The organism is Ancylobacter mangrovi, assembly GCF_024752355.1.
In the GTDB taxonomy this organism is placed as follows: domain Bacteria; phylum Pseudomonadota; class Alphaproteobacteria; order Rhizobiales; family Xanthobacteraceae; genus Ancylobacter; species Ancylobacter mangrovi.
In genome coordinates this window covers 83,886-103,143 of record NZ_JANTHZ010000001.1, presented here as the reverse complement: position 1 = coordinate 103,143, position 19,258 = coordinate 83,886, and the positions used below count along the sequence as shown (strand labels likewise).

General features: G+C 69.5%; 17 protein-coding genes. 12 read left to right on the top strand and 5 right to left on the bottom strand.

What is annotated here, in order from left to right; genetic code table 11:
- Positions 1-123: 123 nt before the first annotated feature.
- Both NVS89_RS00475 and phaC read right to left on the bottom strand, forming a co-directional pair.
- Positions 124-942, bottom strand: a complete 819-nt coding sequence (locus NVS89_RS00475) for a lysozyme inhibitor LprI family protein (protein ID WP_258730495.1) — start codon at positions 940-942, stop codon at positions 124-126.
- Positions 942-3,023, bottom strand: a complete 2,082-nt coding sequence (phaC, locus tag NVS89_RS00470) for a class I poly(R)-hydroxyalkanoic acid synthase (RefSeq protein ID WP_258730493.1) — start codon at positions 3,021-3,023, stop codon at positions 942-944. The genes NVS89_RS00475 and phaC overlap by 1 nt, the downstream gene beginning before the upstream one ends.
- A 73-nt stretch (positions 3,024-3,096) precedes the next feature.
- On the opposite strand from phaC, the gene NVS89_RS00465 reads away from it, so the two are divergent.
- The 6 genes from NVS89_RS00465 (at position 3,097) to NVS89_RS00440 (ending at position 8,500) form a co-directional block, all read left to right on the top strand.
- The gene (locus tag NVS89_RS00465; protein ID WP_258730491.1) at positions 3,097-3,747 is read left to right on the top strand and encodes a hypothetical protein; all 651 of its coding nucleotides are present in this window, start codon (positions 3,097-3,099) and stop codon (positions 3,745-3,747) included.
- Positions 3,748-3,822: 75 nt separating this feature from the next.
- Positions 3,823-4,197 carry a hypothetical protein gene (locus NVS89_RS00460; RefSeq protein ID WP_258730488.1) on the top strand — a complete coding sequence of 125 codons (375 nt, stop codon included), beginning with the start codon at positions 3,823-3,825 and terminating at the stop codon, positions 4,195-4,197.
- Between the two features lie 146 nt (positions 4,198-4,343).
- On the top strand, positions 4,344-5,561 hold the full coding sequence (locus tag NVS89_RS00455) for an LL-diaminopimelate aminotransferase (protein ID WP_258730486.1): 1,218 nt from the start codon (positions 4,344-4,346) through the stop codon (positions 5,559-5,561).
- 54 nt (positions 5,562-5,615) lie between these two features.
- Complete coding sequence (locus NVS89_RS00450; RefSeq protein ID WP_258730485.1) at positions 5,616-6,935, top strand: homoserine dehydrogenase; 1,320 nt, start codon at positions 5,616-5,618, stop codon at positions 6,933-6,935.
- A 14-nt stretch (positions 6,936-6,949) separates the two neighbouring features.
- Complete coding sequence (gene glpX / locus NVS89_RS00445; protein WP_258730484.1) at positions 6,950-7,945, top strand: class II fructose-bisphosphatase; 996 nt, start codon at positions 6,950-6,952, stop codon at positions 7,943-7,945.
- Positions 7,946-8,158: 213 nt separating this feature from the next.
- On the top strand, positions 8,159-8,500 hold the full coding sequence (locus NVS89_RS00440) for a hypothetical protein (protein WP_258730483.1): 342 nt from the start codon (positions 8,159-8,161) through the stop codon (positions 8,498-8,500).
- Positions 8,501-8,579: 79 nt separating this feature from the next.
- On the opposite strand, the gene NVS89_RS00435 is transcribed toward NVS89_RS00440, so the two are convergent.
- Positions 8,580-9,287: an alpha/beta hydrolase gene (locus tag NVS89_RS00435; protein WP_258730482.1), complete on the bottom strand. Its 708-nt coding sequence runs from the start codon at positions 9,285-9,287 to the stop codon at positions 8,580-8,582.
- A gap of 251 nt (positions 9,288-9,538) precedes the next feature.
- On the opposite strand from NVS89_RS00435, the gene NVS89_RS00430 reads away from it, so the two are divergent.
- Positions 9,539-10,402 (top strand): DMT family transporter, encoded by an 864-nt coding sequence (locus NVS89_RS00430; RefSeq protein WP_258730481.1) that lies wholly within the window; start codon positions 9,539-9,541, stop codon positions 10,400-10,402.
- A gap of 82 nt (positions 10,403-10,484) precedes the next feature.
- Here the strand turns inward: NVS89_RS00430 and NVS89_RS00425 are convergent, their stop codons facing one another.
- Entirely contained in the window at positions 10,485-11,846 is a 1,362-nt protein-coding gene (locus NVS89_RS00425) for an esterase-like activity of phytase family protein (RefSeq protein WP_258730480.1), read from the bottom strand.
- A 144-nt stretch (positions 11,847-11,990) separates the two neighbouring features.
- Positions 11,991-12,980 carry a homocysteine S-methyltransferase family protein gene (locus NVS89_RS00420; RefSeq protein WP_258730479.1) on the bottom strand — a complete coding sequence of 330 codons (990 nt, stop codon included), beginning with the start codon at positions 12,978-12,980 and terminating at the stop codon, positions 11,991-11,993.
- A 216-nt stretch (positions 12,981-13,196) separates the two neighbouring features.
- Between NVS89_RS00420 and NVS89_RS00415 the strand changes: the two genes are divergently transcribed.
- The 5 genes from NVS89_RS00415 to NVS89_RS00395 all read left to right on the top strand — a co-directional run bounded on the left by NVS89_RS00415 (position 13,197) and on the right by NVS89_RS00395 (position 19,257).
- Complete coding sequence (locus tag NVS89_RS00415; RefSeq protein ID WP_258730478.1) at positions 13,197-13,820, top strand: TetR/AcrR family transcriptional regulator; 624 nt, start codon at positions 13,197-13,199, stop codon at positions 13,818-13,820.
- A 58-nt stretch (positions 13,821-13,878) separates the two neighbouring features.
- Positions 13,879-15,699, top strand: coding sequence for a single-stranded-DNA-specific exonuclease RecJ (gene recJ / locus NVS89_RS00410; RefSeq protein WP_258730477.1), 1,821 nt, complete (start codon positions 13,879-13,881; stop codon positions 15,697-15,699).
- Between the two features lie 175 nt (positions 15,700-15,874).
- Complete coding sequence (locus NVS89_RS00405) at positions 15,875-17,179, top strand: TIGR03862 family flavoprotein (RefSeq protein WP_258730473.1); 1,305 nt, start codon at positions 15,875-15,877, stop codon at positions 17,177-17,179.
- 325 nt (positions 17,180-17,504) lie between these two features.
- Entirely contained in the window at positions 17,505-17,792 is a 288-nt protein-coding gene (locus NVS89_RS00400; protein ID WP_258730471.1) for a hypothetical protein, read from the top strand.
- A 175-nt stretch (positions 17,793-17,967) separates the two neighbouring features.
- Entirely contained in the window at positions 17,968-19,257 is a 1,290-nt protein-coding gene (locus NVS89_RS00395) for an imelysin family protein (protein WP_258730470.1), read from the top strand.
- Position 19,258 lies beyond the last annotated feature (1 nt).

The window sequence follows — 19,258 nt, the reverse complement described above, 5'->3', positions numbered from 1 at the left end:
GAGTCACCTCGTCGGCGGCCGGGGCTGGGCACCCGGCTCCGGCCGGCGTGCCGTCCTGTCGTTCGAGTTGGTTGACGGTCGCCCCGTCGCTTAGCCGGCTCATCGCCGCGCGCCGCCTGACGTTCAGCCCGGGCGCGGGGCGTAGCTCGCCTTAAGCGCAGAGCCGTCCCATTTCCACGTGCCCCAGCAGGCCGCGCCAGTCGGCAGGTCGGCGCACTGGCTCTTGTCGACCCAGATGTCGAGCGTCGTCAGCTCCACGCCCTGCACCAGCGTCGGGTGGCTGCCGCGCAGCTTCATAGGCGCGTAGCCGGCGGTCGACAGGTCGACCCAGATGTCGCAGCCGTTGTTGGCGCAATAGGCGGTGGCGGCGCCGTCGCATTGCAGGTTCTGCGCGTTCAGCACGTAGTCCGGCTGGCCGTCATGGTCGATGTCGGCGCTCATCAGCTCCGGCCAGGCATTGCCCTTGAGCTCGCCGCCGAGATTGCGGCACTGCGCGAACAGCGTGCTGACCTGGTCCATCACCGGCCGGGGCGCCGGGGCCGTGGGGGCGGGATCGGCGTTCGCCTCTTTCGTCAGGGTCTCGATGGCGCCGCCGAGATGCTGCTTCAGCGTGGCGTTGCGCTTGTGGTAGAGCGCGGTGAGGCACGGGGTGTTGGCGCCGCAGGCGGCGCGGTCCGACAGGAAGGTGCGGGCATCGTCGCGCCGCGCCCCGCTCGCGCCCATCAGCAGCGGCATGCGGCTATAGGCGAACCACAGCGCGCCCATCTCGCTGTCGAGCGCGGACAGCGCCGGGTCGGTGCAGACCGCGCGTTCGTCCGGCGTGCGCGCCTTGCCGCAGTCGAAGCTGGCGGCGGAGGCGGGGGAAGCGGCCACACCGGCGACGACGAGCACGGCGCCGGCCAGTGCGGCGGCCGCGACGGCTGCGTGGGCGCGGGCGGACATCACGCCTTCACCTTCACATAGCTTCCCGGCGCATCCTCGATCGCCGGGTAGGGGCCGGTGCCGGGCACGCGGGCGGCGACGTGGCGGTGCTCCTGCGCCGCGATCCACTCGAACCAGTCCGGCCACCAGGAGCCGGGGTGCATCTCGGCGCCCTTCAGCCAGTCCTCGATCTTCCCCTTCGGCGCCGGGCCGGTCCAGTACTGGTACTTGCCGCGCGACGGCGGGTTGATCACCCCGGCGATGTGGCCCGAGCCGGCCAGCACGAAGCGACCGGGTGTGCCGTAATATTGCGCGCCGTAGAACACCGAGGGGGCGGGCGCGATGTGGTCCTCGCGCGTCGCCACATTGTAGATCGGCAGGCTGATCTTCTTCAGGTCGAGCTGCTTGCCGGCGAGCAACAGCGTGCCCTGCGCCAGCCGGTTGTCGAGGTAGCAGTTGCGCAGATAGAAGGAGTGGTTGGCCGCCGGCAGCCGGGTCGAATCCGAGTTCCAGTACAGGATGTCGAACGGGAACGGCGCCTGCCCCTTCAGGTAGTTGTTGACCACATAGGGCCAGATCAGGTCGTTGGCGCGCAGCATGTTGAAGGCGTTGGCCATGGTGCGGCCTTCCATCACCCCGGCCTCGAGCATCTTGCGCTCGAGCTGGGCGATCTGCTGCTCGTCGATGAACACCTTCAGGTCGCCGGCATAGGTGAAGTCGACCTGCGTGGTCAGGAAGCTGGCCGATTTGATGCCGACGTCGCGGCCCGTGGCGGCGAGCCAGGCCAGCGTGATCGCCAGCATGGTGCCGCCCACGCAATAGCCCACCGCATGGACGTGCCTTGTGCCGCAGGCCTTCTTGGCGACGTCGATCGCCGTCAGCACGCCCTCGCTCATGTAGTCGTCGAAGCCGCGCCCGGCGAGCTCCGGCCCGGGATTGACCCAGGACACCACGAACACGGTCAGCCCCTGCGCCACCGCCCAGCGGATGAACGACTTCTCCGGGCTGAGGTCGAGCACGTAGAACTTGTTGATCCAGGGCGGCACGATGACCACCGGCGTCGCCAGTACCTTCTCGGTCTGCGGCGTGTACTGGATGAGCTGCATCAGCTCGTTCTGGAAGATCACCTTGCCCGGCGTCGAGGCGAGGTTCTCGCCGACCCGGAACTTGGTGGCGTCGGTCTGGCGGATCTTCAGGTCGCCGCCGCCAGCCTCGATGTCCTCGGCCAGCATCTTCATGCCGCGCACGAGGTTCTCGCCGTTGGAGGCGAGCGTGGTGCGCAGCAGCTCGGGATTGGTCAGCACGAAGTTGGAGGGCGAGATCGCGCTGGCGATCTGGCGCACGTAGAACTCCGCCTTGTGCTTGGTGTGGGCGTCGATCTCCGCCTTCTCGACCATGTCCTCGGCCCAGTTGGTCGTGAGCAGGTAGGTCTGCTTCAGGGCATCGAAGAACGGGTTGTTGGTCCATTCCGGGTCGATGAAGCGCGCGTCGCGCGCCGCCGGCTCGGCCACGGGGCGGGACTTCTCGCCGCTGAGGCGCTTCAGCGTCGACGCCCACAGCGACAGGTAGCCGCCGACGAGCTGCGACTGCGCCTCCAGCGTGCGCTGGGGATCGGCGAGCCAGTATTCGGCGACGTTGCCGATCGTCTTCATCACGTCGGCGATGTCGTCGGCGACGTCGTCCTTGACCAGCCCTTCCTCGCGCGGGCGCAGATAGGCGGCCATGGCCTTGCCGCCTTCCTCCACCAGCCGGGCGAGATTGCCCGCGAAGGCCTCGAAGTCGATCGGCGAGCCCTGTGCCTCCTCCCCGCCACTCCGGGAATCGTCAGCCGGCTTGGCAGAGGGGACGGCCGACGGGGGCGGCGAGGCCGTCACCGCCTCGGGGCGGGGTGAGGCGGGGCGGGAAGGGCGCGTGCCCGAGGTCGGCTTGGCCGCGGCGAGCGGAGCGGCGCCCGCGCGTGGCGGGGTCGCGCGGGCGGCCACGACCGCTTCCCGGGCGCTGCGCCGCTGCGAGGGACGCACCGCGTAGCGGGGCAGGGCGAGCGTCTCGTCGGGCGTGAGCGCGGCCGGATTCGGCGCCTCGCTGCCCTTTCCGGCGGCCACGGCCTGCCGCGCGACCCGCTTGGCGGCCGCCGGGCGGGCGAGCCCCGGCCGCCGCGTCGACGGCGGGGTGGCGATGGCGGCGGGCGATGTGCGGGTGGGAGACTTGGAGGAGGGCGATTTGGGGCCGGAGGACTTGGAGGCCGAAGACTTCGCGGTGATTGCCTTTGCCGACGCTCCGCCGCCGGCAGCCTTCGACGCCATCGGCTTGGTGCCCTTCGCCGCCGCCGTCGTGCCCGATGCCGCCTTGCCGGCAGACGGCCTTGAGGTCGCGGCCTTCGGAGCGCCCCTCTTCTTGCCGGCCGCCTCGGTCTTCGCGGGCGCGCGCTCGGTACGCTTGGCCGTGGCCGCCGCCCGGGCCTTGTCGGTCGGGGCGGGTCCACCCGCCGCCGTCTTCGCATCACGCGGCTTTGACGGTACCGCGTTCATCTTCGTCGACCGAGCGGGTGTCGTCTTCGCCGCCGCGGCCGTCCCCGCCGTGGCCTTGCCGGCGCGCGGCGCGGCCGATGCCGTTTTCGAACCCGTCGCCTCGCTGGGAGCCGCTTTGGCCGGCGCGGATTTGGTGGATGCCGACTTGCCCGCCCCGGAGGCCGCTCTTTTCGCCGAAGCCTTTGGCGTGGCGGGCGGAATCCGTTCCTGGGTGGAGGGCGTCGTGGAGCCGTCGGCTGGCGTCCGGGTGGTACGTCGATTGCTCACCGCTTGTCCCCGCGGGTACGTGCGTTCATAGGTGGGACATCATAGACGCGCCGCCCGGGCGTAGCGAGTGCGTAACTGACCGGAAGGCGCCGGGGCGAGAGTGAGCATGGCGGATGAACCAGATATGAAGCCGGACCAGCGCAACGCGGCTGCCGGGCGCCTCGCGGGGTGCCTTTCCCTCCTGGGCGTCGCCCTGATTCTGGGCGGCTGCGCGGCCATCGGCGACAAATCGTCCGACGCGCCGGCCGAGACGCTGGCGCAGGCGATCGGCGCGGCGCCCAAGCAGGACCCGAACAATCCGAATCCGGCCATGACCGGCGCGCCGCAGGACCTGCCCTATCCGAACTTCGGGGCGCCGAAGCAGATCGGCGACCGGCCGGTCATGACGCCGGAAGAGACCCAGAAGGTGCAGTCGGATCTCGAAAACCTCGCCAAGGATCGCGAGCAGAAGATGCTCCAGGATATCGAGCAGTCGCAATAGCGCCGGAAATGGCGCCGGAAGGGTTGATTTAACCACGCTTATGCCACCTTGGCCTGACATCCCTCGCTGTGCGCTCGCGTGAACAGTGATATGAAGCGCCCGTTGCGCCGCCCCTGACGAGACGGGCGGCTTGGAGCCTGAGAGCCATGACCGATTTCCACCGTATCCGCCGGCTTCCGCCCTACGTGTTCGAGCAGGTCAACCGTGTGAAGGCCACCGCCCGCAACGCTGGTGCCGACATCGTGGATCTCGGTATGGGAAATCCGGACCTCGACGCGCCCACGCATGTCGCCGAGAAGCTCAAGGAGACCATCGGCAAGCCGCGCACCGACCGCTATTCCGCTTCCAAGGGCATTCCGGGCCTGCGCCGCGCCCAGGCGGCCTATTACGAGCGCCGCTTCGGCGTGAAGCTCAACCCCGACACGCAGGTCGTCGCCACGCTCGGCTCGAAGGAAGGCTTCGCCAACATGGCGCAGGCGATCACCGCCCCCGGCGACGTGATCCTGGTGCCGAACCCGTCCTATCCGATCCACGCCTTCGGCTTCCTGATGGCGGGCGCGGCGATCCGCGCGGTGCCGTGCGAGCCGGGGCCGGAGTTCTTCCACGCGCTCGAGCGGGCGGTGGCGCACTCCATTCCCTCGCCGCTGGCGCTGGTGCTCTGCTATCCCTCGAACCCGACCGCCTGCGTCGCCGATCTCGATTTCTACCGGGACGTGGTCGCCTTTGCGAAAAAGCACGACCTCATCATCCTGTCGGACCTCGCCTATGCGGAGGTCTATTTCGACAACAACCCGCCGCCCTCGGTGCTGCAGGTTCCCGGCGCGATGGACGTGACGGTCGAGTTCACCTCCATGTCCAAGACCTTCTCCATGGCCGGCTGGCGCATGGGCTTCGCGGTCGGCAACGAGCGGTTGATCTCGGCGCTGGGGCGGGTGAAGTCCTATCTCGACTACGGCGCCTACACGCCGATCCAGGTCGCCGCCACCGCCGCGCTCAACGGCCCGCAGGACTGCATCGCGCAGATGCGCTCCATCTACCGCAAGCGCCGCGACGTGCTGGTCGACAGCTTCGGCAAGGCGGGCTGGGAGATCCCGGTCCCGCAGGCCTCGATGTTCGCCTGGGCGCCGATTCCGGAGAAGTTCCGCCACCTCGGCAGCCTCGAATTCTCCAAGCTGCTGATCGAGAAGGCGGACGTCGCCGTCGCCCCCGGCGTCGGCTTCGGCGAGCATGGCGACGAGTATGTGCGCATCGCCCTTGTGGAGAATGAGCAACGCATCCGCCAGGCCGCCCGCAATGTCCGCCGCTTCCTTGAAACCGGCGCGGAAACATTGCACAACGTCGTCCCTCTCGCTGCGGCGCGCTGACGTCCGGTCCTCCCGGGTGGCGCTGCTTCCAGTTCTATCGAGTTCGGATACGTGATGGCGCCGTCGCTCAAGATTGGCATCGCCGGCCTGGGTACGGTCGGCGCGGGTGTGGTTCGCATGCTGGCGCGCCGCAAGGACGAGATCGCGGCACGGATCGGCCGGCCCATCGAGGTGGTGGCCGTCAGCGCGCGCGACCGCAACCGCAATCGCGACTGCGACCTCTCGGGCGTCGCCTGGTTCGACAGTGCCGAGGAACTCGCCGCCTCGCCGGACATCGACGTCTTCGTCGAGCTGATCGGTGGCCATGAGGGCGCCGCCAAGGCGGCGGTCGAGGCCGCCATCGCCGCCGGGCACGACGTCGTCACCGCCAACAAGGCGCTGCTCGCCCATCACGGCATGACGCTGGCGAAGATGGCCGAGGCCAAGGGCGTCGGCATCGATTTCGAGGCCGGCGTCGCGGGCGGCATCCCGGTCATCAAGGCGCTGCGCGAGGCGCTGCTCGGCAACGAGATCGCGCGCGTCTCGGGCATCCTCAACGGCACCTGCAACTACATCCTGACCCGGATGCAGGAGGAGGGGCTGTCCTTCGACATCTGCCTCGACCAGGCCCAGCAGCTCGGCTACGCCGAGGCCGACCCGACCTTCGACGTCGACGGCTTCGACACCGCCCACAAGCTGGCGCTGCTGGCCGCGCTCGCCTTCGGGGTCCAGCCCGATCCCGACGCGATCCACGTCGAGGGCATCCGCACCATCACGCTGGCCGACCTCGAGGCCGCCGACGAGCTCGGCTACCGCGTCAAGCTGCTCGGCGTCGCCGCGCGCTCGGGCGAGGCGGTGGAGCTTCGCGTCCATCCCACCATGGTGCCCAAGCACTGGCCGATCGCGCAGGTCTCGAGCGTCACCAACGCGGTGGCAATCGACGGCGACGCGGTGGCGCTGACGCTGGTCGGCCCCGGCGCGGGCGGCGACGCCACCGCCTCGGCGGTGGTGGGCGATCTGTGCGACCGTGCGGCCGGCCGCGCCGGTACACCGTTCGGCTGGCGTGTGGACGCGCTGCGCCCGGCCGGCAAACCGACGATCCAGCGTCATGAAGGTGGGTATTATATCCGCCTCGCGGCGGTCGACCGGCCTGGAACGGCGGCAGCGATTGCCCGTCATATGGCCGAGCAGAACATCTCGCTCGAGTCCATAATGCAGCATCGGCGCGGCCGTCCGCATGGCGGCGACCGGGCAGACAGCGCGGAGGATCCGGCACCCGTGGTGCTGATCACTTACGCTACAACGGAAGACGCGGTTCGCCGGGCGATCGAGGCGATCGACGCGGACGGCGTCATCGCCTCGCCGCCGCAGGTGATACGGATCGAGAAAGACTGAGAGGGGCTCCGAATATGGCTGAAATCACGGTCAAGGCTGGCCAGGCTCTCGAGCGCATCCTGACGCTCGAACTGGTGCGCGTTACCGAGCGCGCGGCAGTTTCATCGGCCGGCCTGCGCGGTCGCGGCGACGAGAAGGCGGCGGACAAGGCGGCGGTGGACGCCATGCGCCGCGAGCTCAACCGCCTGCCGATCGCCGGCCGGATCGTGATCGGCGAGGGCGAGCGCGACGAGGCGCCGATGCTGTTCATCGGCGAGGAGGTCGGCACCGGCAAGGGGCCGGCGGTCGACATCGCGGTCGACCCGCTCGAGGGCACGACGCTCTGCGCCAAGAACATGCCGGGCTCGATCGCCGTGATGGCGATGGCCGAGGGCGGCACGCTGCTCTACGCGCCGGACGTCTACATGGAGAAGATCGCGGTCGGCCCGGGCTATCCCAAGGGCACGATCGACATCGACGCCTCGCCGGAAGAGAACATCCACTCGCTGGCCAAGGCGAAGGGCGTGAAGCCGTCCGAGATCACCGCGCTGATCCTCGACCGTCCCCGCCATGCCGGCCTGATCGCCGCCGTGCGCGGCACCGGCGCGGCGGTTCAGCTAATCACCGACGGCGACGTCGCGGGCGTGATCCACACCACCAACCCGGACGAGACCGGCGTCGACATCTACATCGGCACCGGCGGCGCGCCCGAGGGCGTGCTGGCGGCGGCGGCGCTGCGCTGCATCGGCGGCGAGATGTATACCCGCCTGATCCTCGACACCGAGGAGAAGCGCGAGCGCGCCAAGAAGATGGGCGTCGCCGACCCCAAGAAGATCTACACCATCTACGACATGGTGCGCGGCGACTGCCTCATCGCCGCCACCGGCGTCACCACGGGCAACCTGCTCAAGGGCGTGAAGTACGAGAAGGGCGTGGTGAAGACCCACACGGTGGTCATGCGCTCGGCTTCCGGCACGGTGCGCTGGATCGAGGCCGAGCACCGCGACCTGTCGAAGTTCCATCTCGGCTGAGCGGGCCCGCAGCGGTCGTTCTTGACGGACGGGGCGCTTCGGCGTCCCGTTTTCGTTTCCGCCCGCCGGAGGGGCCAACCGGGCCGTTTCACCGGCGAAACGACGCGCTTTGGCGCCTCGACCCTTTGGCGATCGTCCTGTGTGCTGTATACCAAGGGCGTGACACGGCGCATTCTTCGTGAATGCCGAAGACCAGTTACAAGGGAACGACCCATGTCCGCTATGCATTCTGAGCTGCCCGGCCTGCTGAAGAACCTCACCGCCCTGATCGAGGCCAGCAAGTACACCGAGGCCGCCGAGGCCTACGCCGCCTTCGTGAAGGAGCACCCTACGACCCGCTTCCTCGCTTCCGAGCCCGTGCCGTTCAAGCTCGGCGACCATTTCGCGAAGAAGTTCGGCTCGTCGGCGACCTCGACCTTCACGCTCCAGCACATCACCTGGGCCGAGGACGTTAAGAAGGCGCTGAACGAAGGCCCCGCCGCCTTCGCCGAGCTCGCGACCCGCGACGAGGGCCGGGTGGCCGAGATCGCCAAGACGGTGAAGAAGGTCGCCTGAGCGACCTCGCATCCCGATGAAAAAAGGCCGGCTTCGCGCCGGCCTTTTGCTTTTTCGGGCAGAGCAAAGTCGCCCTGCGTCAGCCCCGCCGGGCGACGTCGCGCAGGAAATAGTCGACGCCGAGCTGCACCATGGCCGGCTGCGAGGCGTGCGGGCCGGGATGCTCGACATAGGTCAGATCGTAGCCGGCGCGGCGCAGCTTGCGCGCATGCGAGCGGCCGGCGGTGCCGATCGGCGTCTGCGTGTCGCGCTGGCCATGGGCGATGAACACCTTCGGCTCCCCCTCCTGCGCCAGCACGGTCATGAAGCCGGCCGAGAAGGCCAGGATATGACTGACGATCCGCCCGTTGCTGAGCCCGGTGGAGAGCGAGTAGCTGCCGCCGTCCGAATGGCCGGCGAAGGCGAAATGGCCGGGATCGAGGGTGAAGCGCGAGGCGACTTCGGCAAGGCCGACGTCGAGCCGCTCGCGATCCGGCCCGTTGCCGGCGATGACGATATCCCAGGTCGGGAACAGCGACTGCGGCACCAGCAGCAGGAAGCCGCGCGTCTGCGCGTGGGTGCGCAGGATCGGCATGATCTTCTCGGCGCTGCCGCCCCCGCCATGGAACAGCGTGACCAGCGGCGTCGGCGCGGCGGGATCGATTCCCTCCGGCACCACCAGCACATAGTCGCGGGTGTCGAACAGGCCGAGATCGTGCCGGCCGGGCGGAAGGGCGGGCCTGGTGGGCGGCGCGTGCCGGAAGCTGAGCCGGCCCATGAGCGAGAGGTCGAGCATGGCGCGCACCATAATGCGCGTACCGGCCCGCGAAAAGCCGCGAGCGGCGGCGGAGGGCCCTCGGCGGCGCCATGCTATGGGTTCTTCACAGGCGCCGCGCCCCGGGGCCGTTCTCTCCGGACGCATCCTCCCAAAGTCGCATCCGAGACGGCGCGACGCGAGGGCGCGCCCCCTTTGCTTCACGCGGCCGCGGGGCTATTGCCGTGTCGTCGGCGCCGCCAAACCCGTGCGAATCGCCATCCTCGCATCATCTCCGGTTTGCCATGCCGATCCGGCACTCGATTCTCGCGCTCGCCGTCGTCTGTCTGTGGGCGCTCAACATGATCGTCATCAAGCTGGGCGTCGCCGAGATTCCGCCCATGCTGATGTGCGCCCTGCGCTTCATCCTGGTCTCCGCGCTCGTCGTGCCGTTCACGCGCTTTCCGCTGGCGCGCCTGCCCGGCGTGCTGCTGGTCTCGCTCACCTTCGGCTCGCTGCATTTCGGCGCTCTGTTCGTGGCGCTGCAGTCGGCCGAGGCGGGGACCAGCGCGGTGATCATCCAGCTCGGCGCGCCGATCGCGACACTGCTAGCGTGCCTGTTCCTGCGCGAGCCGCTCGGTGCGATGCGCCTCGCGGGGCTCGCCATTTCGGTGCTCGGCATCGCCATACTCGCCGCCGGGCCGACGCTGCCGGGGCTGGCCCCCTTCGCGCTGCTCGTCGTCAGCGCAACCGCCTGGGCGGTGACCAACCTCATCATCAAGGCGATGCCCGATGTCGGGCCGATGGCGATGATGGGATGGTCGTCGCTGTTCGCCACGCCCCAGCTCCTGCTGGCCTCGTGGCTGGTCGAATCCGATCGCTGGAGCATGGTGCCGCTGGCGGGCTGGAACGGCTGGTTTTCGGTGGTCTACAGCGCCATCGGCTCGTCCATCGTCGGCTATGGCGTGTGGTACTGGCTGCTGCGGCGGCACTCCATCAATGCGGTCGTGCCCTATTCGATGCTGAACCCGCTGCTGGCGGTGCTGTTCGGCATCGTGCTGATCGGCGACGACCCGTCCCCGGTCAAGATGATCGGCGCGCTGGTGATGGTGCTCGGCGTGGCGCTGATCCTGCGGCGCCGGGACGCGGCTTTGCCCGACACGGCCTGACGCGGAAAAGGCCGGAGCGTTGCCGCCCCGGCCCCTGCCAATGCATGCCGGCTAAAACAAGCCGGCGGACGTCGAAACGCCGTCACTTCGCCTTCAGGAACTCGCCGACCTCGAGCAGGATCAGCTCGTTGTCGTCTGCCTTGTTCGGGTCGCGGCTGGAGGAGAAGGGCAGGTTGTTGTCGTTGCCGACCACGATGTGGGTGGCGTCGACCACGTCCACGTCCTCGATGGTGAAGAACGGGAAGGTGAGCACGCCCTCATTGAGCGGCTTGCGCGCCAGCTTGTCCGGATCGGCGATCTTCATCAGGTCGATATGGCCGATCTTGCGCGCCGGGCCGCCGACGTTGGCGTCGGTCATCTCGATCTTGTAGATGCGCTTGAACTTGGCGATGTCGCTGAAGCAGTCCGAACCCTTGGTGTCCTGCGCGCACGCCTTGTCGGCGGTGCCTTCGCCATTGTCGCGCTCGATGATCATGCCGGTGGTGGCGTCGATCATGTTGAAGTCGCCGATGGCGTTGCCGTTCTGCTCCAGCACATACTGCCAGGAGCGCCCGGTCCACTTCTCGTTCGCCACGTCGAATTCGAGGATCAGCAGATAGTCCTTGCCGTCGGCGGTCTGCTGCCAGGCCTTCTTGTCGGCGTCCCAGAGCGGGCCTTCGAGCAGCGGATAGAGGAACCGCCCGTCCTTGGAGGCGGCCATGCCCTCGAAGCCCTTGGAGCGGCGCGCGTTGAACTTTCCGGTCTGGTCCGGCGCGGAGGGCGAGGCGACCTGGTAGTTGTCGGGCGAACGCACCGGCATCTCGCCGGCCATGGTCTCGTAGATCGCCAGCACCTTGCCGCTCATGTCGGCCTTGATGAGGAAGGGGCCGAACTCCTCGCCGATCCACAGCGTGTCGCCGATGATCTGGAAGCTCTCGAGGTCGAAATCCGAGCCGGTGAGGTAGCGCGCATCCGTGTCCTCGTGGACGATGCGGAACGGCACCTTCTTGTCCGGATCGCGCAGGAAGATGGTCTCCAGCGGCTCGAACGTGCCGGCCTTCCAGTCGATCCGGTAGCGGTTGAGGTAGAGCGCCGAATCCGGGCTGTTGGCCTTCGAGCCGAAGCCGTTGTCGGTGAGGATCCAGAAGCTGCCGTCCGGCATGGTCTTGATGCCGGAATTGCCCTGCCGGGGCTGGCCCTCGAAGGGCAGGGACACGCCGGTCGGCCGGCCGGCGGAGGTGCCTTCCACCGAGCCCAGCGTCTCGACGCGCTTGCCGGTGGTGTACTTGCCGGCGTTCCTGAGGTCCGCGGGCGCGTCGGCGGGCATCGCGATGAAGCTCTCGGCCGGCAGCACGGCGTGGCCGGCGAGCGTCGCGGGAAAGGCGTCGTCGGCGCGGGCGGCGGAAGCGGCGCCGAGCGCGGCGAGCGCCAGCGCGGCGCTCGCGAGCAGCGAGGTGCGGGACATGAGCGGTTCTCCAGTGGTTCGGCAGCAATGCCGCCGAACTTCCTGACCTCCGCTCATGTAGTTGACGTAACGGACGGGTGACGGGGGCGTGACATCCCCCGCCACGTCGTGCCGCACCGGCACGACATCCCCCGTCACGTCACCTTACGCCGCGTCGACCGACTGGCAGGCGAAGCAGATCTGCTCCACATGGCGGAAGTCGGTGCCGCAGCAGCCGCCGACGACGTTGAGCCGGCGCAGGTGGCCCCGCAAGTCGCGGTACTGGCGGCCGAGCTCCTCCGGGTTTCCGTCGTCGAGGTCCGGCGCGGAATCGAGCTCGGCATGGCTGCGCATCGATGCGTTCGCCCTGAGCCCGCGGATGCGGTCGAGGAACGCGCCGCCCCCGGCGAGGATGTGCTCGAAATGCGTCGGGTGGGCGCAGTTGATCATGAAGTAGACCGGCGCCGCGTCGGTCGCCTCGTCCACCTGCTCGATAGCCTTCGCCAGCGCCTGCCCGCTCGGCAGCCGGCCGTCGGTCTCCAGCGTGAAGGAGATCGCCGAGGGCAGGCCCGCCTCGCGCGCGGCGAGGGCGACTCCGATCGCTTCCTCGACATAGTTGAGCGTGTAGGCGCTCACCATGTCGGCCGAGGTGTCCGCAAAAATGCCGATCTGCCAGGCATGATAGTCCGCCGCCTCCCGGGCCGTCATCTGCGCGCCGGGCGTGTAGCCGTCGCCGCGCGGGCCGACCACCCCGGAGAGCACGATCGGCGTCGCGGGCGTCTCGAACCGCTCGCGTAGGCGCGACATGAGGCCGATGCTGCTGCGGTTGAGCCAGCCCAGCTCCTCCTGCGTCAGGCCGAGCGGCGCCGCCCAGTCGGCGCTGGCCCGCCAGCTCGGTGCGTCCATCACGAAGCCGGTGCGCCGTTCGCGGGCAAGTTCGAGGAAACGGGCATAGTAGGCCCGCAGCGCCTCGCGGCCACGCTGGCGGCGCATCAGGTCGATCGCGGCGAAATGGGGCAGGTCGATGCCCTCGTGGAAGATGAGCGTCGTCTCCATGCCGCCATCCATCAGGAAAAGGCGGTCGGCGAGCAGCGGGAGATCGTCGCGATACCTGGCACGGGCCATGCCGAACCCGCGATTGTCGATATGGGTCATGATGATGTCCTCCCGTTCCGGGTGGCGGAAAGCCCCGCCGGCCGTCCGCTAGATGGCCAGAAACGGCGCGCGCGACCTAGCCGTCTCGTGGTCCAGTGAGGCGGGGGAAAGAAATTTGTCCGCATTTGCAGTCGCTTGCGCCGAAGGAGGCGCTTCGGCGCCGGCGCGCGGAGGAGCGGCCGCGCGAGGTTACTGTACCTGTGGTACAGTTACGTCATGCTGCAACAGGTACCTCGGCGCCGCACCGACACGCGCGAGCGCCTGCTCGGCCTCGCCGAGCAGGCGATTCTGGCGAAGGGGTTCGCGTCGACCTCGATCGACGAGCTGATCGCCGGCGTCGGCATCACCAAGAGCGGCTTCTTCTACCATTTCAGGGACAAGAACGAGCTCGCCCGCGCGCTGCTGGAGCGCCACATCGCGCGCGACCGGGAACTGCTGGACGACATCTTCCGCCGCGCCGACGAGCTGAACGACGATCCGCTGCACGGCTTCCTGGTCGGCCTGAAGCTGTTCGCCGAGATGATGGACGCGCTGCCGCAGGCCCATCCCGGCTGCCTCGCCGCGACGCTGTGCTACCAGGACCAGCTTTTCGACCGCACCGTCCATGCGCTGAACGCGGAAAGCGTGCTGGCCTGGCGCCGCCGCTTCCGGGCCCGGCTGGAGGCGATCGCCGCCAGCTACCCGCCGCGCCAGCCGGTCGACCTCGACGCGCTCGCCGACATGCTCTCGACGCTGGTCGAGGGAGGGCTGGTGATGGGCCGGGCGCTGAAGGACCCGACCATACTGCCGCGCCAGATCCTGCTGTTCCGCGATTTCCTGCGCCTGACCTTCGCTCCGTGAGCCCGCACGGGCCCCGCCCCCTCGACGTGGCGGCCGGCTTCGGGCTTATCCTTGCCGCATGAGTCTCGTTCAGCCCACCGCCGCGCCCGCGCCGCGGCCCTTCCTCGGCGTCGCGCATTCGGCCTGCGGCCGCTTCTGGCGCGAGCGCATCGATCTGCGCGGCGCGCAGGCCACCCTCACGATGGTGCAGCGCTTCGGCATGCCGGAGATCCTCGCCCGCGTGCTCGCCGGCCGCGGCGTCGGCATCGAGGAGGCCGAGGCCTGGCTCGACCCGACCGTGAAGCGCCTGCTGCCGGATCCGGATTCGCTCACCGACATGCCGGCCTGCGTCGCCCGCCTCGCCGACGCGGTGACCGCGGGGGAGAAGGTCGCGGTGTTCGGCGACTACGATGTCGACGGCGCCACTTCGACCGCGCTGCTGGTCGAGGTGCTGCGCGCGGGCGGGCTCGACCCCGCCTTCTACATTCCCGACCGCATCTTCGAGGGCTACGGCCCCAACGTGCCCGCCATCGAATCCCTCGCCGCGCAGGGCGCGACGCTGCTGGTCACCGTCGACTGCGGCACGATGAGCTTCGAGCCCTTCACCCGCGCCCGCGAGCTCGGCCTCGACGTGGTGACGATCGACCATCACCAGGCCGGCGAGGCACTGCCCGAGGTGGCGGCGCTGGTGAACCCGAACCGGGCCGACGACCTGTCCGGCCTCGGCCATCTGTGCGCGGTCGGCCTCGTCTTCGTGGTCGCGGTCGGCCTGCTGCGCGAGCTGCGCCGGCGCGGCTGGTGGACCGGCGCCCGCCCGCAGCCGGACCTGCTCGCCAGCCTCGATCTTGTGGCGCTCGGCACGGTGGCCGACGTGGTGCCGCTGGTCGGGCTCAACCGCGCCTTCGTCACCAAGGGGCTGATCGCGTTGCGCCAGCGCCACCGGCCGGGGCTGACCGCGCTGATGGACGTGGCGCGGCTTTCCGGGCCGCCCAAGGCGTGGCACCTCGGCTTCCTGCTCGGCCCACGCATCAATGCCGGCGGGCGCATCGGCGATGCGGCGCTCGGCACCAAGCTGCTGCTCAGCCAGGATCCGATCGACGCGCAGGTGATCGCCGCCGAGCTCGACCGGCTGAACGGCGAGCGTCAGGTGATGGAGCGCACCATCGTCGCCCAGGCCGAGGCGGAAGCCGAAGCCGCGCTCGGCCGCGAGGGGGCGACGCCCGTCATCCTCGCCAGCGGGCAGGGCTGGCATCCGGGCGTGGTCGGCCTCGTGGCGGCGCGGCTGAAGGAGAAGTTCGGGCGCCCAGCCTTCGCGGTCGCCTTCACCGGCACCCATGGCGCGGGCTCGGCGCGCTCCATCCCCGGTGTCGATGTCGGCCGGGCGGTGCGCGGCGCGGTCGAGCGCGGGCTGCTGGTCAAGGGCGGTGGGCACGCCATGGCGGCGGGCCTCACCGTGGAGCGCGAGCAGCTCGGCGCGCTGCGCGCCTATCTGGAGGAGGCGCTGGCCGACGCCGTGGACGAGGCCCGCGCGGTGGACGAGACCATGATCGACGGCGCGCTCTCCGCCGCCGGGGCGACGACCGAGCTGATCGAGCTGGTGGAGAAGGCGGGCCCGTTCGGCGCCGGCAACCCGCAGCCGGTATTCGCGTTCCCCGCGCACCGGGTGGTCTATGCCGAGGCCGGCAATGGCGACCATGTGCGGGTGCGCCTGCGCGGTTCCGACGGGGCGGTACTGTCCGCCATCGCCTTCCGCTCGGCGGCGACCCCGCTCGGCCAGGCGCTGATCGCCGCGCGCGGACGGCAGGTCCACGCCGCTGGCGTGCTGGAGATCGACAGCTGGCAGGGGCGCTCGCAGCCCTCCCTGCGCATCACCGACGTTGCGCCGCTGGAAATGCCATGACAATCAGGACCATGCGCCGGCTTCCGGAATCGAATTCCGACCTTCCTGAATCGACACGTGAAGGACGGCCGGCGCACGCGTGGCCGGCGGAATCGGTTTCTCGGCCGGCCGCGCCAGTCGTTTGCCGGCGCGGTTCTTTTCTCGCCGGGTTCGGCCTGAATCGGATCGCGAACAGGTGAGTGCAACTTCCTCGCGCGACTCGCAAAATCCGCGCATCGCCATCGTCGGCGCCGGCCCGGCGGGGCTGATCGCGGCGGAGGCGCTGGCGCAGGCGGGGTGCCGTGTGACGGTGTTCGAGCGCATGGCCTCTCCCGCGCGCAAGTTCCTGATCGCCGGGCGCGGCGGGCTGAACCTCACCCATTCCGAGCCGCGCGAGGCCTTCCTCGCCCGCTATGGGCGCGCCGCCGACTGGCTGGCGCCGATGATCGACGCCTTTCCGCCCGGCCGGCTGCGCGCCTTCGCGGAAGGGCTCGGCCAGCCGACCTTCGTCGGCTCGAGCGGGCGGGTGTTTCCGCGCGCCTTCAAAGCCTCGCCGCTGCTGCGCGCATGGCTGGCGCGGCTCGCCGGGCTCGGCGTCGAGCTGCGGCTGCGCCATGACTGGCGCGGCTGGGGACCGGGTGGCGACCTGCTCTTCATGAGCCCCGAGGGCGAGAGGGCGGTGAGCGCGGACGCGACCCTGCTCGCGCTCGGCGGGGCAAGCTGGCCGCGCCTCGGCAGCGACGGGCGATGGACCGCGCTGCTGGAGCGGGAGGGCGTCGCGCTCGCGCCGCTGCAACCGGCCAATAGCGGCGCGCTGATCGCCTGGTCGGAGATCTTCCGCACCCGCTTCGCCGGTGCGCCGCTCAAGCGCATCGCGCTGTCCGCCGAGGGCGCGACGGTGCGCGGCGAAGCGGTGATCGCGCAGACCGGGCTGGAGGGCGGCGCGGTCTACGCCCTCTCGGCGCGGCTGCGCGAGGCGGCGGCCTGGGAGGGGCGGGCGCGTCTCCTCGTCGATTTGCGCCCGGACCTCTCCCTTGAGGCGCTGGCGGCGCGGCTGTCGCGCAGCCGCAAGGGCGAGAGCATGGCGAACCGCCTGCGCAAGGCCGCCGGCCTGTCGCCCGCCGCCGCGGGGCTGCTGCGCGAGGCGATCGCGGCGCTGCCGGCGGAGGCGGAAAAGCTCGCCGCGCTCATCAAGGCGGTGCCGCTGGAAGTGAGCGGCATGAGCGGGCTGGAGCGCGCGATCTCCTCCGCCGGCGGCATTTCCCGCTCGGCGCTCGACGCCGGGCTGATGCTGCGCGCGCGGCCGGGAAATTTCGCGGCCGGCGAGATGCTGGACTGGGAAGCGCCAACTGGCGGCTACCTGCTGCAGGGATGTTTCGCCACCGGCCATACGGCGGCATGCGGCATGCTCGCCCATCTCGGCCTCGCGCCGCCCGACCCCTGGCGAGGGGCATGGAGCGCGGCGGATGTAGGGGAAACGAAAGCGCGGGACGACGGCTGAGGGAGCGCGTGCCGTCGTCCCGCGCGGTTCACGAGACCTGCCGGGAAGATGGCCTCGCGAAGCGGGCGCCGATCAACCTGCGTTCCGAAAGAAGGTAAGCAGGGCTGCCGGCGACTTCGCGTGGAGAAATACGCCGCTGCACTGCATTCGACAACGATTATCTTTGAATATTATTACAGTTCTAAACTATTCGCGCGTGTGATTACTTGGAGCCGGGCCGTCGCCGCGCCGGCTTGCGACACGCCGGCAGGCGGCGTACCTCCTAGGGGCGCGCAAGCGCGGGCGAACGCCCGGCCGACATGCCGGGCGAGGAGTGGAGGACGGAATGGCCCGGCTGTTTTTCCGCCGCGGGCAGAGCGCCGAAGCGGCGCCGGACGCGGCACGCGAGCTGGCCGCGCGGGCGCGGGCGCTGCTCGGGGTCGACGAGGAAACCACCATCTCCATCACCGAGATCGCCTGCGGCGACCCGGCCTGCGGCGGCGCGGAGACCGTGGTGCTGGTGATGCGCCCCGGCCGTCGCACCGAAGCGGCGAAACTCTTCAAGCCGCTGTCCGAAGTCCATGACGACGATTTGCGCGAAGCCTTGCAGCCGCTGCTTGACGCTGCGTCATGAATATTTATTTTATCTCAAGTATTACTGCAGAATTACATGCAGTGGAGGGAGTTGCGGCCGGAGTTTTGATGTAAAACAATTCTAAAGTAAGTTCAAACACTTGCGAGTGTTTGATGCGCTGGCGTAGGAGTCTCCGCCAACACGGGCGCCGCTTTGGCGGCTGGGAGGAGATATCATGCGAGCCAGATCATTATTTGCCGCGCCGCTGCTGGCGGCCGTCGCGCTGGGCACCGTCGTCGTCGCCGGTCCGGTACGGGCCGAGGATGCGCCGAAGGTCCACGACATCGTCGTGAACTACGCCGACATCGCCGAGGCCATGTATGGCGACAGCCTGACCACCGCGCAGGCGCTGCAGACGGCGGTCGACGCCTTCCTCACCGCGCCGACCGAGGCCAATCTCGACAAGGCGAAGGCCGCGTGGAAGGCGGCCCGCGTTCCCTACCAGCAGAGCGAGGGCTACCGCTTCGGCAACGCCATCGTCGACGACTGGGAGGGCCGCGTGAACGCCTGGCCGCTCGACGAGGGGCTGATCGACTATGTCGACAAGAGCTACGGCGATTCCTCGGACGAGAACCCGCTCTACACCGCCAACGTGATCGCCAACACGCAGATCCGCGTCGGCAAGACGACCATCGACGCGACCACGATCACGCCCGAGGTGATCGACAGCCTGCAGGAAGCGGGCGGCGTCGAGTCGAACGTGGCCATCGGCTATCACGCCATCGAGTTCCTGCTGTGGGGCCAGGACCTCAACGGCACGGGTCCGGGCGCGGGCAAGCGGCCGGCGACCGACTACGACACCAAGAACTGCACGCACGGCCATTGCGACCGCCGCGCCGCCTATCTCAAGTCCGCGACCGACCTGCTGGTCTCCGACCTCACCGACATGCACAACTGGTGGGGCAAGGACGGCAAGGCCCGCGCCGCGGTGATGGAGCAGGACGACAACGCCGCGCTCGGCACCATCCTCACCGGCCTCGGTTCGCTCTCCTATGGCGAGCTCGCCGGCGAGCGCATGAAGCTCGGCCTCATCCTCCACGACCCGGAGGAAGAGCACGACTGCTTCTCCGACAACACCTACAACTCGCACTATTATGACGAGCTGGGCATCGCCTCCATCTATCGCGGCAAGTACACCCGCGTGGACGGTTCGGTGGTCGAGGGTGCGTCCGTCGCCGGCTATGCCGCGGCCAAGGCGCCGAAGGCGGCCGATGAAGCCAAGACCAAGGTCGACGCCGCGCTCGCCGCGCTGAAGGCGATCAAGGACGAGGGCGACAGCGGCAAGGAGGCCTATGACCAGATGATCGGCGAGGGCAATGTCGAGGGCAACGCGCTGGTGCAGAAGGGCGTCGATTCGCTCGTCGCCCAGGCCCGCGCCTTCGAGGGCGTGGTCGCCGCGCTCGGCCTGCAGATCAAGGTCGAGGGCTCCGACAGCCTGGACGATCCCTCCAAGGTCGGCCAGTGAG

Coding starts and splice junctions, on each gene's coding strand:
- NVS89_RS00425 (WP_258730480.1), bottom strand. CDS start 11,846: ATGTCCCGCACCTCGCTGCTCGCGAGCGCCGCGCTGGCGCTCGCCGCG.
- NVS89_RS00430 (WP_258730481.1), top strand. CDS start 9,539: ATGCCGATCCGGCACTCGATTCTCGCGCTCGCCGTCGTCTGTCTGTGG.
- NVS89_RS00450 (WP_258730485.1), top strand. CDS start 5,616: ATGGCGCCGTCGCTCAAGATTGGCATCGCCGGCCTGGGTACGGTCGGC.
- NVS89_RS00465 (WP_258730491.1), top strand. CDS start 3,097: ATGGCGGCGGGCGATGTGCGGGTGGGAGACTTGGAGGAGGGCGATTTG.
- NVS89_RS00395 (WP_258730470.1), top strand. CDS start 17,968: ATGCGAGCCAGATCATTATTTGCCGCGCCGCTGCTGGCGGCCGTCGCG.
- NVS89_RS00460 (WP_258730488.1), top strand. CDS start 3,823: ATGGCGGATGAACCAGATATGAAGCCGGACCAGCGCAACGCGGCTGCC.
- NVS89_RS00435 (WP_258730482.1), bottom strand. CDS start 9,287: ATGGTGCGCGCCATGCTCGACCTCTCGCTCATGGGCCGGCTCAGCTTC.
- NVS89_RS00475 (WP_258730495.1), bottom strand. CDS start 942: ATGTCCGCCCGCGCCCACGCAGCCGTCGCGGCCGCCGCACTGGCCGGC.
- NVS89_RS00440 (WP_258730483.1), top strand. CDS start 8,159: ATGTCCGCTATGCATTCTGAGCTGCCCGGCCTGCTGAAGAACCTCACC.
- recJ (WP_258730477.1), top strand. CDS start 13,879: ATGAGTCTCGTTCAGCCCACCGCCGCGCCCGCGCCGCGGCCCTTCCTC.
- NVS89_RS00415 (WP_258730478.1), top strand. CDS start 13,197: ATGCTGCAACAGGTACCTCGGCGCCGCACCGACACGCGCGAGCGCCTG.
- NVS89_RS00400 (WP_258730471.1), top strand. CDS start 17,505: ATGGCCCGGCTGTTTTTCCGCCGCGGGCAGAGCGCCGAAGCGGCGCCG.
- NVS89_RS00420 (WP_258730479.1), bottom strand. CDS start 12,980: ATGACCCATATCGACAATCGCGGGTTCGGCATGGCCCGTGCCAGGTAT.
- NVS89_RS00455 (WP_258730486.1), top strand. CDS start 4,344: ATGACCGATTTCCACCGTATCCGCCGGCTTCCGCCCTACGTGTTCGAG.
- glpX (WP_258730484.1), top strand. CDS start 6,950: ATGGCTGAAATCACGGTCAAGGCTGGCCAGGCTCTCGAGCGCATCCTG.